The 13,789-nt window shown below is 64.5% G+C and carries 15 protein-coding genes and 1 other RNA gene; 6 read left to right on the top strand and 10 right to left on the bottom strand.

What is annotated here, in order from left to right; all coding sequences use genetic code 11:
- Positions 1–351 precede the first annotated feature (351 nt).
- The gene (locus CS1GBM3_RS18050; RefSeq protein ID WP_072396993.1) at positions 352–4,410 is read left to right on the top strand and encodes an AsmA family protein; all 4,059 of its coding nucleotides are present in this window, start codon (positions 352–354) and stop codon (positions 4,408–4,410) included.
- Positions 4,411–4,425: 15 nt separating this feature from the next.
- On the opposite strand, the gene CS1GBM3_RS18045 is transcribed toward CS1GBM3_RS18050, so the two are convergent.
- The 7 genes from CS1GBM3_RS18045 to CS1GBM3_RS18015 all read right to left on the bottom strand — a co-directional run bounded on the left by CS1GBM3_RS18045 (position 4,426) and on the right by CS1GBM3_RS18015 (position 7,929).
- Positions 4,426–4,686 carry a ribbon-helix-helix domain-containing protein gene (locus tag CS1GBM3_RS18045; RefSeq protein WP_072396991.1) on the bottom strand — a complete coding sequence of 87 codons (261 nt, stop codon included), beginning with the start codon at positions 4,684–4,686 and terminating at the stop codon, positions 4,426–4,428.
- Complete coding sequence (locus CS1GBM3_RS18040; protein WP_072396989.1) at positions 4,683–4,892, bottom strand: DUF4169 family protein; 210 nt, start codon at positions 4,890–4,892, stop codon at positions 4,683–4,685. Before CS1GBM3_RS18040 ends, CS1GBM3_RS18045 begins: the two co-directional genes overlap by 4 nt.
- A gap of 4 nt (positions 4,893–4,896) precedes the next feature.
- Positions 4,897–5,208, bottom strand: a complete 312-nt coding sequence (locus tag CS1GBM3_RS18035; protein ID WP_072396988.1) for a CcdB family protein — start codon at positions 5,206–5,208, stop codon at positions 4,897–4,899.
- Complete coding sequence (locus CS1GBM3_RS18030) at positions 5,209–5,448, bottom strand: type II toxin-antitoxin system CcdA family antitoxin (protein ID WP_072396987.1); 240 nt, start codon at positions 5,446–5,448, stop codon at positions 5,209–5,211.
- A gap of 88 nt (positions 5,449–5,536) precedes the next feature.
- Complete coding sequence (fumC, locus tag CS1GBM3_RS18025) at positions 5,537–6,949, bottom strand: class II fumarate hydratase (RefSeq protein WP_072396986.1); 1,413 nt, start codon at positions 6,947–6,949, stop codon at positions 5,537–5,539.
- A gap of 76 nt (positions 6,950–7,025) precedes the next feature.
- The gene (locus tag CS1GBM3_RS18020) at positions 7,026–7,286 is read right to left on the bottom strand and encodes a hypothetical protein (protein WP_072396985.1); all 261 of its coding nucleotides are present in this window, start codon (positions 7,284–7,286) and stop codon (positions 7,026–7,028) included.
- Positions 7,287–7,629: 343 nt separating this feature from the next.
- Positions 7,630–7,929 (bottom strand): hypothetical protein, encoded by a 300-nt coding sequence (locus CS1GBM3_RS18015; RefSeq protein WP_072396984.1) that lies wholly within the window; start codon positions 7,927–7,929, stop codon positions 7,630–7,632.
- Between the two features lie 261 nt (positions 7,930–8,190).
- Between CS1GBM3_RS18015 and CS1GBM3_RS18010 the strand changes: the two genes are divergently transcribed.
- Positions 8,191–8,535, top strand: a complete 345-nt coding sequence (locus tag CS1GBM3_RS18010; RefSeq protein ID WP_072396983.1) for a hypothetical protein — start codon at positions 8,191–8,193, stop codon at positions 8,533–8,535.
- A gap of 27 nt (positions 8,536–8,562) precedes the next feature.
- On the opposite strand, the gene CS1GBM3_RS18005 is transcribed toward CS1GBM3_RS18010, so the two are convergent.
- Both CS1GBM3_RS18005 and ssrA read right to left on the bottom strand, forming a co-directional pair.
- Positions 8,563–9,237, bottom strand: a complete 675-nt coding sequence (locus tag CS1GBM3_RS18005; RefSeq protein WP_072396982.1) for an SspB family protein — start codon at positions 9,235–9,237, stop codon at positions 8,563–8,565.
- Positions 9,238–9,287: 50 nt separating this feature from the next.
- Positions 9,288–9,659, bottom strand: a transfer-messenger RNA (tmRNA) gene (gene ssrA, locus CS1GBM3_RS18000).
- Between the two features lie 103 nt (positions 9,660–9,762).
- Here ssrA and CS1GBM3_RS17995 point away from each other — a divergent pair.
- Together CS1GBM3_RS17995 and CS1GBM3_RS17990 are read left to right on the top strand one after the other, a co-directional pair.
- Complete coding sequence (locus CS1GBM3_RS17995; protein WP_072396981.1) at positions 9,763–10,530, top strand: CPBP family intramembrane glutamic endopeptidase; 768 nt, start codon at positions 9,763–9,765, stop codon at positions 10,528–10,530.
- Positions 10,531–10,605: 75 nt separating this feature from the next.
- Positions 10,606–11,400, top strand: a complete 795-nt coding sequence (locus tag CS1GBM3_RS17990) for a thymidylate synthase (protein WP_072396980.1) — start codon at positions 10,606–10,608, stop codon at positions 11,398–11,400.
- Between the two features lie 56 nt (positions 11,401–11,456).
- Here the strand turns inward: CS1GBM3_RS17990 and CS1GBM3_RS19635 are convergent, their stop codons facing one another.
- On the bottom strand, positions 11,457–11,912 hold the full coding sequence (locus CS1GBM3_RS19635; RefSeq protein WP_139247964.1) for a hypothetical protein: 456 nt from the start codon (positions 11,910–11,912) through the stop codon (positions 11,457–11,459).
- 38 nt (positions 11,913–11,950) lie between these two features.
- On the opposite strand from CS1GBM3_RS19635, the gene CS1GBM3_RS17980 reads away from it, so the two are divergent.
- Positions 11,951–12,457, top strand: a complete 507-nt coding sequence (locus CS1GBM3_RS17980) for a dihydrofolate reductase (protein WP_072396978.1) — start codon at positions 11,951–11,953, stop codon at positions 12,455–12,457.
- A gap of 204 nt (positions 12,458–12,661) precedes the next feature.
- Positions 12,662–13,789 (top strand): FtsH protease activity modulator HflK, encoded by a 1,128-nt coding sequence (gene hflK / locus CS1GBM3_RS17975; protein WP_072396976.1) that lies wholly within the window; start codon positions 12,662–12,664, stop codon positions 13,787–13,789.

Raw genomic sequence — 13,789 nt, 5'->3', positions numbered from 1 at the left:
TGATGGAGCCCGAAACGATCATGGTCCAGCGTCAGCAATCAGGCGCTGTCTACCGACTTTCATGACAAAATATAGGACGCGCCTCGGATTGCTGCAGCGGGACGGTGTGTCCTCCCCAGGAAAAAGCCCCAATTGGGGGTCACACTTGGCGTCCATGTTGGGGTATGGTGGCGGCCGCAAGGTCGTCACTTCCCGTGGCGACCCGATTTCGGCCATCCGCTCTGGCCCCTCACGGCGGGCCGCGTAGAGTAGAGGGTGGCACGCCGATGCGGCGCTTCCCGGCCCGCCCGGCGATCCTCTGAAATCTCACCGGCGGCTGGTCGGACTGGAATTTGAGCAGATCGAACGCGGATGAACAACGCCCTCCTTTATCTCGGCGGCATTCTGATCACGGCCCTGGCGGTTCTATTCGCGGTTCCCCGTTTCGTCGATTGGAACAGCTACCGCGGCGTTTTCGAAGAGGAAGCTTCCCGCATCCTCGGCCGTGAGGTGCGCGTGGGCGGCGCGGTCAACGTCCGCCTCGTACCGGCGCCGTTCGTCTCCTTCGAGAAGCTCAGGATCGCCGACACCGGCGACGAGGGCGGCAACTCCATCATCCGTGTCGAGAGCTTCACGATGTGGCTGTCGATCCCGCCGCTTCTGCGCGGCGTGCTCGAAGCGAACCGCGTGGAGCTGCGCCGTCCCGTGCTCAATCTGGCAGTGAACGCCGAGGGCAGCGGCAACTGGCGCACCCTCGCCATCTCGCCCGGCGCGTTGCCGTTCGCACCGAAGGAGGTGGCGCTGCAGCACGTCGCAATCAGCGACGGGGCGGTGCTCGTCCACACGCAGGATCGCGGCGAGTTGGCCCGCTTCGATGCCATCAACGGCGAGCTCAATGCGGAGGCGCTCGACGGGCCGTTCAAGTTCCGCGGCACCGTGAACTGGAACGAGTCTCCGCGGAACGTGCGGGTTGCCACCGCGAAGCTCGATGACAACGGGCAGTTGCGCTTCAAGGCCGCCGTAGACGTTATCGGCGGGGCCAATTCCTACGTTCTCGACGCGCGGCTCAGCGATCTCAAGACGACGCCGACACTGACCGGCGATCTCACCGCGAAGCTTCATGTCGGCAAAGACGCCAAACCGGCGGACGGCGCTCCCGACGTCACGCTGGAGGCCGAACCCGAGCGCAAGGCCGATGCCGCGCCGGGCGCCGATCCGACGGAGATGACCGGTCTGGAAGCGGGCCAAGCCGGCGAGACGGCGGCGGCGGCGCCCGCCTCCGTGCCGACACCGGCTCCTGCAACCGCTCCTGCCGACACGGCGCAAGCGAACACGGCAAAAGCCTTCGAGCTCAAAGCCAAGGTGACGGGCACGGCGCTCGGCGTCGCGCTCGATGACGTTGCCGTCTCGCTCGAGGCCGGGTCGACGCCGCAGCTCATCACGGGCCAGGCCAAATTCGACTGGACCGACCGGACGCGGCTCGACGTCAACCTTGCTTCGCGCTGGCTCGACCTCGATGGCCTTGCCAAGACCAGCGAAGCCGCGATGCCGCTCGACGCGGTGCGCAGCTATTTCGAGATGGTGGCGGCCGCGCTTCCGGCAGAGGCGGACACCAACGCCCTGCTCGAGTTCGACCAGCTCACGCTTGCCGGCGAGCCGATCAGCAACGTGCGGCTCGCGGCGTCGCGCTCGGGCGGCCCCCTGGAGCTCAAGGGCGTGCGCGCGGATCTGCCGGGCGGCGTCCGTCTCGAACTCGACGGCGTGCTTACACCCCGCGCGCGCGCGCCCGATCTCGACGGCACACTGTTCGTCTCCGGCAAGAGCCTCATGCGCTTTCTCGCCTGGGGTCTTGGAAACCAGAACCTCAAGCGCGAGCGCACGGATGGCCCCTTCTCGCTCGACGGACACTTTGCGCTCGGCGACGGCACGCTGGCTCTCACGAATGCCAGCGCCGTGTTTCAGGACACGCCACTGGAAGGCGATCTCAAGCTCGCGCTCGGCGAGCGCAAGCGTCTCGCCGTTGCCATCTCGGGTCCACGCATCGACGTGGCGCAGTTCAAAGGCGGGCTCGTCGACCTCAATCATCTGCGGCACATCCTTTTCGGTGCCGACGCGGGCGATGAGAGTACGGATGCCCCTGCTGGCGCGCCATTCGACCCTGCGGGCGGCGATCTCGCGCTCGATCTCAAGGTTGCCGAGCTGGTCGACGGTGAGCGCCGTCTCAAGGACGTTGATGCGGACATCCGGCTCGAGCGCGGCAAGCTCTCGATCCCGCGGCTCAAGTTCGCCACCGCGGAAGGACTTTACGTCGAGGCCGAGGGCGAGGCTTCGGACGTTCCGGCCAATCCAAAGGGAGCCGTCCGCGGGTTGATCTCGGCGCCCGACGCAGAGGCCGCGCACGCGTTGCTGGCGCTTTTCGACGCCGACGGCGAGGCGCGCGATAAGCTCAACCGGCTCGCGGGGCTGGCGCCGTTCCGGCTCGCGGGCACGCTCAAGCTCGCCGGAGGTCCGGCTAACGCCAGCGCGCTCGCCATCGATGGCAAGCTCGGCGGAGGTCGTCTTTCCGCAACACTCAATCTCGGCGGCGGGCGTGCCAAATGGCGCACCTCGCCGCTCGACCTCGAGGCGGCAATCGACAGCCCGGACGTGGCGCGGCTGGTCGCGACGCTGTTCGACGCGCGCATCGCACGCGCCGCAGGCGAGCCGCCAAAGAGTGGCCGCGTGATCGTCAAGGCTGCCGGCGTCCCTGCCAACGGGCTTCTATCTTTCGCCGAAGCGACGGGCGAAGGGCTTGCCATCTCCTATCGCGGCGACGTGAGCCTTCCCGAAGGGGGGGCCACGGGCCTCGACGGCGAGGTCAAGATCGCGGTCCCGGATGCGCGCACGGCCCTGGCGATCGCGGGGCTCGGCGTTGCGGATGGTGCCGGCGGCATTCCTCTCAAGGGGACGCTCAGCGTCCGGCGCAAAGCGGATGTGCTTACCATCGATGGCGAGGCGCTGGCGCTCGGCGCGAGTACGGTTTCCGGTCAAGTGGCCGTGACGAGCCGCGACGATGGACGCAAAACCATCGATGCGAAGCTCACGGCCGACAAGGCAACGCTCTCAGCGGCACTGGCGCCGCTGCTCTCTGAGATGCGCCAACCCGACATGCTCGCGTCCGCCGAGCCGACGCCCGCGCCTCCGCCGCGCACGGCGCCTGAGCCGGAGGGCGAAACGCTCATCTGGCCCGAGCAAGCTTTCGATCTTGCCGCTCTGGATCGTCTCGACGGCAAGATCGCGCTCACCGCGGGCGAGCTGAGCCTCGAGCGCGGGCTTACGATTGGAAACGCTAAAGTCGAGGCCGAGCTTTCACCGCAGGGCATCAACGTCACGCGGCTCGAGGGGGATGCGGTCGGCGGAAAGCTTCAATCGGAGATCGAGCTCACCAGAGCGCCGGCTGGTGTCGGGCTCAAGGGCTCTCTGCGCATCGATGTGACCGGCAAGTCCGCCCCCCCGGGCGGCGACGCGGAGCCATCCGGGGAAGGCGTTGCATTCTCCGTCAAGTTTGCTGGCCGCGCGCTCAGTCCGGCGGCCGTGGTTACGGGGCTCACGGGCGATGGCGAGGTCACCGTGGGCGACGTGACGCTGACCGGCAATTCGCCGGCAGCCGTCTCGGCCGTCGCCCGCGCCGCGCTCACCGGACAGGGTCCGCGCGGCGGGGCGCCGCTCGCCGACGCGATGCGGACCGCGCTCAAGGAAGGTGAGGTCAGGCTCGGCAAGGTTACCATTCCGGTCGAGATCAGCGATGGCGCGCTCAAGCTCAAGCGGGTGCAGATCGACATGCCTGAGGGACGCTCTTCGTTCGTCACGGCAGTCGAGCTTCAGACCATGAAGATCGACAGCGAATGGCAGGTAGAGCCCAAGCTCGACAAGTCGCTCTCCGGTGCTCCCGACCGGGCGCTGCTGCCGCCGGTGACGGTTGTCTACACCGGCAAGCTCAGCGAGTTCGCAGCCCTCGAGCCGCAGGTCTCCGCAGAAGCGCTCGAGCGGGAGCTCGTGGTGCGCAAGATGGAGCTCGACGTGCGTGAGCTCGAGCGCTTGCGCAAGCTCGACGAAGACCGCGCGCGGCAGGATGCCGTTCGGCGCAAGGCAGCAGAGGAACGCGCGCGCATAGACGCGGAACGGCGGCGAGCGCTCGAGGAGGATCAGGCGCCGAATGCCGTGCAGCGCGAGGAGCTCGCCCCGCCGCCGGGCGCGCCGCAATCCGACATGTTCGACAACAGTGTTCGGGACGCGGGCGAGGGCGTTCCGGTCGAACAAGACATAGAAGCGTTTACTCAGCAGCAACCACCGGTCGCGGCACCCGCGCCGACAGCTGCGCAACGGCCGCCGCCACGCCGCAAGAAGCCGCCGGAACAAGAGTGGCGCCCGTTCCAGATCACGCCGTACTGACCTTACCAACTCCGCTCAATCGCGGTTGCCGCCGTCGTAGCTCGCAATCGCGCCTGCAGCACGCGCATACTCGAGGATCCACACCCGCACGGCGCTCGATAATCCTGCGCCGCCGCGCTGCTCATCGATGCGGGCGATGAGCGCGGCGAGCGGAATACGCTCCCGTGCGGCTGCTTCCTTCAGCGCTTCCCAGAACGGCTCCTCGAGCGAGATCGACGTGCGATGGCCACGGATCGAGAACGAGCGTTTGACCGGGCGCGCCGAGGCAAATGTCATGACGCTGCCGGCCCGCTATCGTCGTCGTCCTCTCCCCTCCGGTGGGCGTCGAGGCGGCAGTGAGCAATGTCCTGTTCGGCTTCAGCCCGCCGACGTTCGGCCTTCGTACGGCCGAACTTGGCGCGGTTCTCCTCCGCCTGCTTTTCCTTGGCGGCGCGGTCGCGCTCCTTGCGGGCCTTGCGGAGGTTGATGATCTCGGCGGACATGGTGTCAGAACCCAGAAAAAAGCATGTCGATCGCAGCGATGATGGTATCTCGCTCGGATTCGAGGTTTCCCACTCGCTCCTTCAAATGCGGACGGCCGATGGCTCCCAACTCGTTCGTCGATAGTACGACTGCGCGCGTTCCGACCTTCACTCTCGGAAAGAGGCGGGAGGCGACGGGAAGCCTATCCGGCAGAACAAGAGGTGCTACGACGACCGTCGTTTCCGTCAGGGTGAGAGAGGACTGGAGCACCACGAGAAACGGGGCATATTTCGCAGAGGCTTTGCTTGGATTCCTGAAAACGTCGAACTGGCGCATCTACCACGTCCGAAACTCGTCGAACCATAGCCCATCCTTCTCGATATGCCGGTCGTAGGCGGCGAGCGCTTCCCTGTTCTCCTCGCGCCATCGCTCGGTGCGTTGCGTTTCAAGAAGATCACGCAACGCCGCTTCGAGCAGGGCTGACATGTTGGCACCGGCAGCCTTGGCTTCACGGACCAGCTCAGCGTCGATCGACAGGTTCACGGCGCGCTTTCTTTTGGGAGCCTTGCTGTCCATCCGCACCTCCTGTGCGCATACATCATGCGCATTACTAATGCGCATCCTACGCTCAGGCGCCGCGGACGTCAAAAGGGCGCGATGCCCCTCACTCCGGGCTGATCATCTTCTCGGGGCGCACGATCCGATCGAAATCCTCGGCCGGTATGCCGTCCTTGATGGCTTCCTCGCGCAGCGTCGTGCCGTTCTTGTGCGCGGTCTTGGCGATCTTGGCGGCACGGTCGTAGCCGTACTTCTCCTTGAGCGGCGTCACGAGCATCAGCGAGTTCGCGAGCCCACTGGCGATGTTGTCGAGGCGCGGCTCGATGCCGACGACGCAGTTGTCCGTGAACGAGACAGCGGCATCGGCCAGGAGGCGCACCGACTGTAGGAAGTTGTAGGCCATCATCGGGTTGAAGACGTTGAGCTCGAAGTGGCCCTGACTGCCAGCGAAGCCGATGGCGGCATTGTTGCCGTGGATGTGGGCGGCGACCTGTGTCAGCGCCTCGCATTGGGTCGGGTTCACCTTGCCCGGCATGATCGAGGAGCCGGGCTCGTTCTCGGGCAACGCCAGCTCACCCAACCCTGCGCGCGGGCCCGAGCCAAGGAAGCGGATGTCGTTTGCGATCTTGAAGCAGCTCATAGCGACAGTCGCGATGGCGCCGTGCGTCATGACCATCGCATCGTGCGCAGCGAGCGCCTCGAACTTGTTCGGCGCCGAGGTGAACGGCAGCTTGGTGATGGCGGCGATGTGCTCGGCCACCTTCTTGGCAAAACCTTTGGGCGACGCGAGGCCGGTGCCGACCGCCGTGCCGCCCTGCGCCAGTTCCATCAACGCCGGCAACGTCATCTCGATGCGCTTGATGCCGTTCTCGATCTGCTGCGCGTAGCCCGAAAATTCCTGGCCGAGCGTGAGCGGCGTCGCGTCCTGGGTGTGCGTGCGCCCGATCTTGATGATGTCGTGCCAGGCCTTCGCCTTCTCGGCGAGCGCGCCGTGGAGTTTCTTGAGAGCCGGAATGAGCCGGTGCACGACCTCCTCGGCGCAGGCGATGTGCATGGCCGTCGGAAAGGTGTCGTTCGACGACTGGCTCATGTTGACGTGGTCGTTCGGGTGCACGGGTTTCTTAGACCCCATCACGCCCCCAAGCATCTCGATGGCGCGGTTCGAGATCACCTCGTTGGCGTTCATGTTGGACTGCGTGCCCGAACCGGTCTGCCAGACGACGAGCGGGAAATGATCGCCGAGCTTGCCGTCGATCACCTCCTGTGCCGCCTTGATGATCGTCTCTCCGAGCTTCGGATCGAGCTTACCCAGCGCCATATTGGTCTCCGCGGCGGCGCGCTTCACGATGCCGAGCGCGCGGATCACAGGAGCCGGCTGCTTTTCCCAGCCGATCTTGAAGTTGCCGAGGCTACGCTGCGCCTGTGCGCCCCAACAGCAGTGCGCTGGCACCTCGATCTCGCCGAAGGTGTCGGTTTCGATGCGGACGGCCGGGTTGGCGGGGACTTTCTTCTCGGTCATGGGAGGTTCCGTCGTCTGGTCATGCGGGAACTGCGGTCGCCATAGCACGGGAGGAGGGCCGGAACCAAGGTCGCGGCTAGCGCGGCAAAAGTCCGGCCGCTCCGCCGACCCAACGGCACACGAGCGCCGCAACGACAGAGGCGACGCCGAGAAACAGGTTAAGGGTCAGCACGGCAGCCCATCCGTCCAGGCCGACAAGAGCCAGAAGATAGACGACACCGATCAACGTGGTGGCCAGCGCGGCCGCAACGCACTCCAAATAGCTGATGGTGCCGCGCAACCAGACGATAGCCGATCCACAGGGCAGCGAGGATCGCTCGCCTGGCGCCGAACACATAGCTCAGCATGACGACGCCACCGACTGCGCCCGCGAAGTCCGCAAGCGAGAGGAAAGGTTTCTGCGAGGAAAACAGCAGCGGGCCGAGGACAACGATCCCGCCAACAAGCGGGCCCAGCACGATGGTGAGTGCGACAATACCCAGCGCCCGCTTGAGATGGCGTCCGCGGTGTGTGTCGTACAAAGCCGCGCTGTCGACCACTACAAGCTCCCTGCGTCGTTGGTTCGCCGGGAGCATTCAATCTCCGCGGTGCGCGACGTCCGCACCCTCGACTGCGGTCCGCATACGGTCAAGGGCCGCGCAGGCGCGCGGCCCTTTCCGATGCTTCGTCACGACGAGCCACTACGAGCGGTAGGCGCGGGCGACCAGCGCGGCGTGGCGCCGCTCAGCGTTGCGAAGCTGGATGCGCTCGAAGGCCGTCAGCCTGCCGTCGCGCCAGACGCGGCGCTTCAGTTGCGCGAGGTTGGCTGCGCTGCGTGCGATGGCGCGCCGCTCGAAGGCATTGATGCCGGGCTTCTTGTAGACCTTCGAATAACCCGGCTTGCCGTAGTGCGCGTGCTTGACGGGGGCGGCAACGGATACGCCGGCGGTCATCACGAGGGCGGCGGCAGTCAGAAGGGCAGTCTTCATCTTCGCGTTCATGTGTCGTCTCCACTTTGTTTCGGCCCCGTCCGCTCTCAGCGGCTCTCGTGGGCTTGCATAGAGGAGAACGACGGCCCGACCTCGCTTCCGTTGCTAAAAACATAAAAAATTTCAGTCACTTAAGGTTCATCTACCTGAATAGACATTCATAACCTCGAACGGCTCGGCCCGCGCTCGTTGGAACCGCACCGGCCGCTCCCCGATTTTCTTCTCAGCGGGGACGACGTTTCAAAAAACGAAGTCCGCTTCAGGAGAAAGATCATGAACAGCAGCAAGGTTCAGAGCACGGCGATCGCGTTGTCCGCAATCGTGCTCAGCATCGGCGGCCCGGCGGCGGCCGGGCCCGTCACGACGGCAAACGGTGCCTCCGTCTCGCATCAGGCGCAGAGCAATGTGCAGCACGTTCGCCACGGACGGTGGGGTGGCGTCGGCATCTACATCGGGCCAAGCTACGATTATGACTACGGATATGCGTATAGGCCGCGCTACCGCAGCTACTACTACGACGACTACTATTACGATGACGGTTACGACTACCGACCGTATCGGCATTACAACCGGCGGTGGGTGCGCAAGCGCTTTGAGCATCCGCTCGGACGACGCTAAAGTTCGCCCGCTCTGGAAGCGGAGCGCTTATTTCTTGCGAAATTTATCGAGGCTGACGATCTCGGCGCCGCCGGTGCGGCCCGCGGCGTCGGCCTCATCTGTACCAGCCGCCTCATCGTCCGATGCCGCCGCCGACCGCTTTGTTGCGTTGGCCGCGAGCGGCGTCACCGGCGGTGTCTCATCCGCCGTTGCCGGCTCTTCGGACGCTGCGCCAGTGGACACGGGCTTGCCATCCTGAGACGGCGCTTTGCGCGGGCGAGATGTCTTGCGGGTTCTGGTCGCGCCGCGTGACGCAAGGCCGTCGAGGCCAGCCGAGCCCTGCGCCGCAGCGTCCGATCCGGCGTTCGGATCCTCGAACTGAAGCCCGAAGCGCACCGACGGATCGAAGAAAACCTTGATGGCATCGAATGGGACGACAAGACGCTCGGGGATGCCGTCGAACGTCAGCTTCACCTCGAAGCGCTCCTCCGTGACCGCCAAGTCCCAGAAGCGGTGCTGGAGCACGATCGTCATCTCGTTCGGATACTTCTCCTTCAGGCGCCGCGACAGCGATACGCCCGGCGCTTCGGTATCGAACGAGATGTAGAAATGATGATCACCGACTAGGCCCGATTTCGCCGTGCGGGCGAGAACCTTGCGAACGACCCCGCGCATCGCTTCCTGCGCCAGTCCCTCGTAGTCGATCGTCGACTCAACCGTCATGCCGTTTGTCGCTTCGTCCCCGATCGCGCCTTTCCCCGGCGACGCTAATGAGTGGGAGGCTTCTGTTGCCCGGTGCCTCCCGGACCGCGCCTTACTCGGCTAGGAGCAAGGACTTTCGTCTTCAGGCTTATCGCGCCGCATTACGCAGCGAGAGCAGCCTCAGCATAGTTGTCATTGGCAACTATTCTGAATGACCCGATGACGGCGGTATCATGCCGGGCAAAAGCTAAACCCTTTACACCCTCGTCGATCCTAGTTCGCCCCCATCAGCAGCTCACCCTCGGAACTTTACGATGGGCTGGTGGTGGAGGCGCCGGGTACTGCCCCCGGGTCCGAACGGCTTATTACGGTCGCGTTTATCGCCATAGCCGGACGAATCCAGCACCTGGAATATATGACGGGAGCCTCTGAAATAAAAGTGCCTGGGCTCAGAGCCTTTCTGCAGGCAAAGTGACGCTGTCTCTCAGCCTCGGAGCACCCGCTTCAGGTGTGCTTATCCTCCATCATCAAGGGCCCGCATAGTCAATGCCTGCCGTAGCCGACGACCGCCCACGCGCGGCTTATCGTGCCGAAACGCCTTGGGGACCGAGCGCTGCGATTGCCGTCGCCGTGCTGGCGAGCTTGGCGCCGATGGCCGTGGCGCTGCTCGCCATTCTTGCCGAGGATGCGAGCCTCGTGACCGGCGACGCGCGAACCACGCCGGGCGGCATTCCGTCGCTTGCCTCGCCATTCATGCTGGCGCAGATGATCGCGGGGCAGTTTCTCTCCCTCGCCATCGTGTGGGTTGCAGCCGGATGGAAGGGCGCGCGCATCCCGACGCTTCGCCTCGCCCCGCCTCAGACCGGCTGGCTCACGGCCGTGGGGTACGGCGCGCTCCTGATCGTTCTCATCGGGCCGATCGAAATCCTGCTCTATCGTCTTGCGGAAGTTCCCTTGTTCTCGGACGGACGCTGGATTCTCGACGGCCTCAAATCGCCTTACTGGTGGGCCGTGATCCTGGCGGCCGTCGTGCTGGCGCCGCTGTGGGAGGAGATCACGTTCCGTGGTTTCCTGCTGTCGGCGCTCGCCAAGAGCCGGCTCGGGTACTGGCCTGCCGCCATTCTCTCGTCGGGGTTGTGGACTGTTCTGCACGTGGGCTACTCGGGGCCGGGCCTCGCCAGCGTATTTCTGGCGGGCGTGGGCATGAGTTGGATCATGTGGCGCACCGGTTCGATGCGCGCCGTCGTGGTGGCGCACGCCGTTATCAACGCCTTCGCGCTGACGGTTATCTTCCTGTTCGCGCCCACTAATTAGAGCGGTGTTTCACGCTTCGGACTGATAGGGTGGTCGGAACGTGAAACAGACCCGGAATCGGCTTACATCAGGGCCATGCAGCAATATCTCGACCTCCTCCGCCGCGTGCGCACCGACGGCGTCGCCAAGTCCGACCGAACGGGCACGGGCACGCTGTCGGTCTTCGGCCACCAGATGCGGTTCGACCTCGCCGACGGCTTCCCGCTGGTGACGACGAAGAAGCTGCATGTGCGCTCGATCATCCACGAGCTGATCTGGTTTCTCGCGGGCGATACCAACATCGGTTATCTCAAGGCCAACGGCGTGCGCATCTGGGACGAGTGGGCGCGCGAGGACGGCAGCCTCGGACCTGTCTACGGCAAGCAGTGGCGGAGTTGGGCGGCGCCGGACGGGCGGACGATCGATCAGATCAGCGAGGTCGTCGAGACGCTCAAGACCAATCCGGACAGCCGGCGCATCATCGTCTCGGCCTGGAACCCCGCGGACATTCCGGACATGGCGCTGGCCCCCTGCCACTGCCTGTTCCAGTTCTACGTCGCAGACGGGCGGCTTTCGTGCCAGCTCTACCAACGGTCGGCGGACGTGTTCCTCGGCGTTCCGTTCAACATCGCGAGCTATGCGCTGCTTACGATGATGATGGCGCAGGTTACTGGGCTCAAGCCAGGCGAGTTCGTGCACACCTTCGGCGATGCGCACCTTTACACCAATCACCTGGAGCAGGCGGACCTGCAGCTCTCGCGCACGCCACGGGCGCTGCCGACGATGACCATCAATCCGGATGTCCGCTCGATCTTCGCCTTCCGCTACGAGGACTTCGCTCTCGAGGGCTACGATCCGCATCCTCACATTGCGGCGCCGGTCGCTGTCTGAGCAGCAACGGCTCAGCAACTGCCTCTGGACAACCCCCAAAACCGTACGCCTGCTGACTAGACAATATCCGTCTTCGTCTCTACGGGTACTTTCTGTTGCTCACATTTCAGCAGATCGCGCAGTACCCGGGGGGAGTTCATGCGTGTCTTATCGTTTGCGGCTGCCGCATGCGCAGCTTTCTGCATTTCGGCCTGCGCAACGTTAACGAAAGGAACCACCCAGCAGGTCGTGATCAACACTCCTGGAGCTCCCGGCGCGCAGTGCACTCTGACATCCGGCGCGATCGGGACGAAGGTTGTCACGACTCCTGCTGCTATCGTTTTGGACAAGAGCCAGGACTCGATCGCGGTGACCTGTCGCAAGGAATGCTTCCAAGATGGCGTCGGCATCATCGCCTCGAATACCGAGGCGATGTCGGCGGGAAATATTGTTTTCGGCGGCGTAGTTGGGTTAGGGGTAGACGCGGCGAGTGGCGCGATGAACAGGTATAACGCCGACAACCAGATCGCCATGGTGCCTATCCAGGGATGCAGAGCCTGAGGTCGTCTCTTTGAGAATTTCACTTATCGTTGCCGTGGCCGGGAACGGCGTCATCGGCAAAAACGGCCAGCTGCCTTGGAAGCTTTCGGCCGACCTCAAGACGTTCCGGCGGCTCACCATGGGCAAGCCGCTGATCATGGGCCGCAAGACGTTTCAGTCGCTCAAGGGGCCGCTCGACGGGCGCGACAATATCGTGCTGACGACGGATCCCTTCTTCGAAGCGGATGGCGTCAGCGTCGTCCACAGCTTCGCCGATGCGCAGACGCTCGCCCGCACGCTGGCGCTGACGAGCGGCGCCGACGAGATCATGGTGATCGGCGGGGCGGACGTGTTCCGCGTCGCGCTCCCGCATGCCACCCGCCTCTACTGGACGGCCGTGGACGCCAAGCCCGAAGGCGACGTGTATTTCCCTGACGTGGATCTTTCGGACTGGCAGGAGGTCGAGCGTCAACCGCTGGCGGCGAGCGAAAAGGATGACGTTACGGCCACCTTAAGGGTGCTCGACCGTAAGGATTGAGAGTTGCAGGACGAATTACCTCTCGGGACGCCTTGATTCAGGGCCTTTGCCAACCAATTATCCGGCAATCGGTTTGCGTCCATCGGGGTCCTCCCCTATAAGCAAAGCGCAATTTCCATCCGGGACTTACGCGCGCCAGGGCCCAATCCTGGCACTCTCTCAGCGGCTCCCGACAATCACTTAAATTCAAGAGGCTCAGAACATATGCCTTGGAGTAATCAGAGCGGCGGCGGTGGAAACGGCGGCGGCTGGAAGGGTGGTGGAGGCGGTGGCGGTCCGTGGGGCCAGGGCCCGGGCAACCAGCCCCCCGATCTCGAGGAGATGCTGAAGCGCAGCCAGGACCGCATGAAACAGGTCATGCATGGCGGCGGTATTCCGGGGCCCCTGGCGCTGCTCGCGGCCGTCGTGGCAGCAGCTGTCGTCGGCTGGTATGCGTTCCTGTTCCGCGTCGATCCCGACGAACTCGGCGTCGTGCTCCGCTTCGGTGAGTTCGTGCGCCAGGAGCCGCCGGGCTTGCACTTCCGCTATCCGTATCCGATCGAGGAAGTGCTGCGCCCCAAAGTCACGCGCCAGAACATTATCGAGGTCGGCATGCGCTCGGCCGCCTTCGAGCGCGGCTTCGGCACTGGCGGCGTGCAGGACGTCAAGGAAGAGAGCCTGATGCTGACCGGCGACGAGAACATCGTCGACATCGACTTCGTCGTCTATTGGCGCATCAAGAACGCCGAAGAGTATCTGTTCAATATCCAGAACCCTGACAACACGGTGAAGGAAGTCGCCGAAAGCGCCATGCGTGAAGTCGTAGGGCAATCGAACATTCAGCCGATCCTGACCGAGGCCCGCCAGAAGACGGAAGCCGACGTGCAGGCGCTGATCCAGCAGACGCTCGACGGCTACAAAGCCGGTATTCAGGTCGACCAGGTGACGCTGCAGAAGGTCGACCCGCCGACGGAGGTTATCGACGCCTTCCGCGACGTGCAGGCGGCGCGCGCCGACAAGGAGCGTCTGCAGAACGAGGCCTTCGCCTACGCCAACAAAGTGGTGCCGGAGGCGCGCGGCGAGGCCGAGCGCATCCTACAGGGCGCCGAGGGCTTCAAGCAGGGGACGGTCGCGGAAGCACAAGGCCAGACGGCCCGCTTCCTCAAAGTCTATGACGAATACAGGAAAGCACCTGACGTGACGCGCAAGCGCATCTTCCTCGAGACCATGGAGCGTGTCTTTGGAGGCACCGACAAGGTAATCATCGACAGCAAGAGCGGACAGGGCGTGGTGCCCTACCTGCCCCTGGATCAGCTCCAGCAGCGCCGGACCACTGGCGAGGGAGTAAACTGA

This window comes from Hyphomicrobium sp. CS1GBMeth3 (assembly GCF_900117455.1).
Lineage (GTDB): Bacteria > Pseudomonadota > Alphaproteobacteria > Rhizobiales > Hyphomicrobiaceae > Hyphomicrobium_C.
Note: the sequence above shows the minus strand (reverse complement) of the source record. Positions and strands in the feature narration are given on the sequence as shown.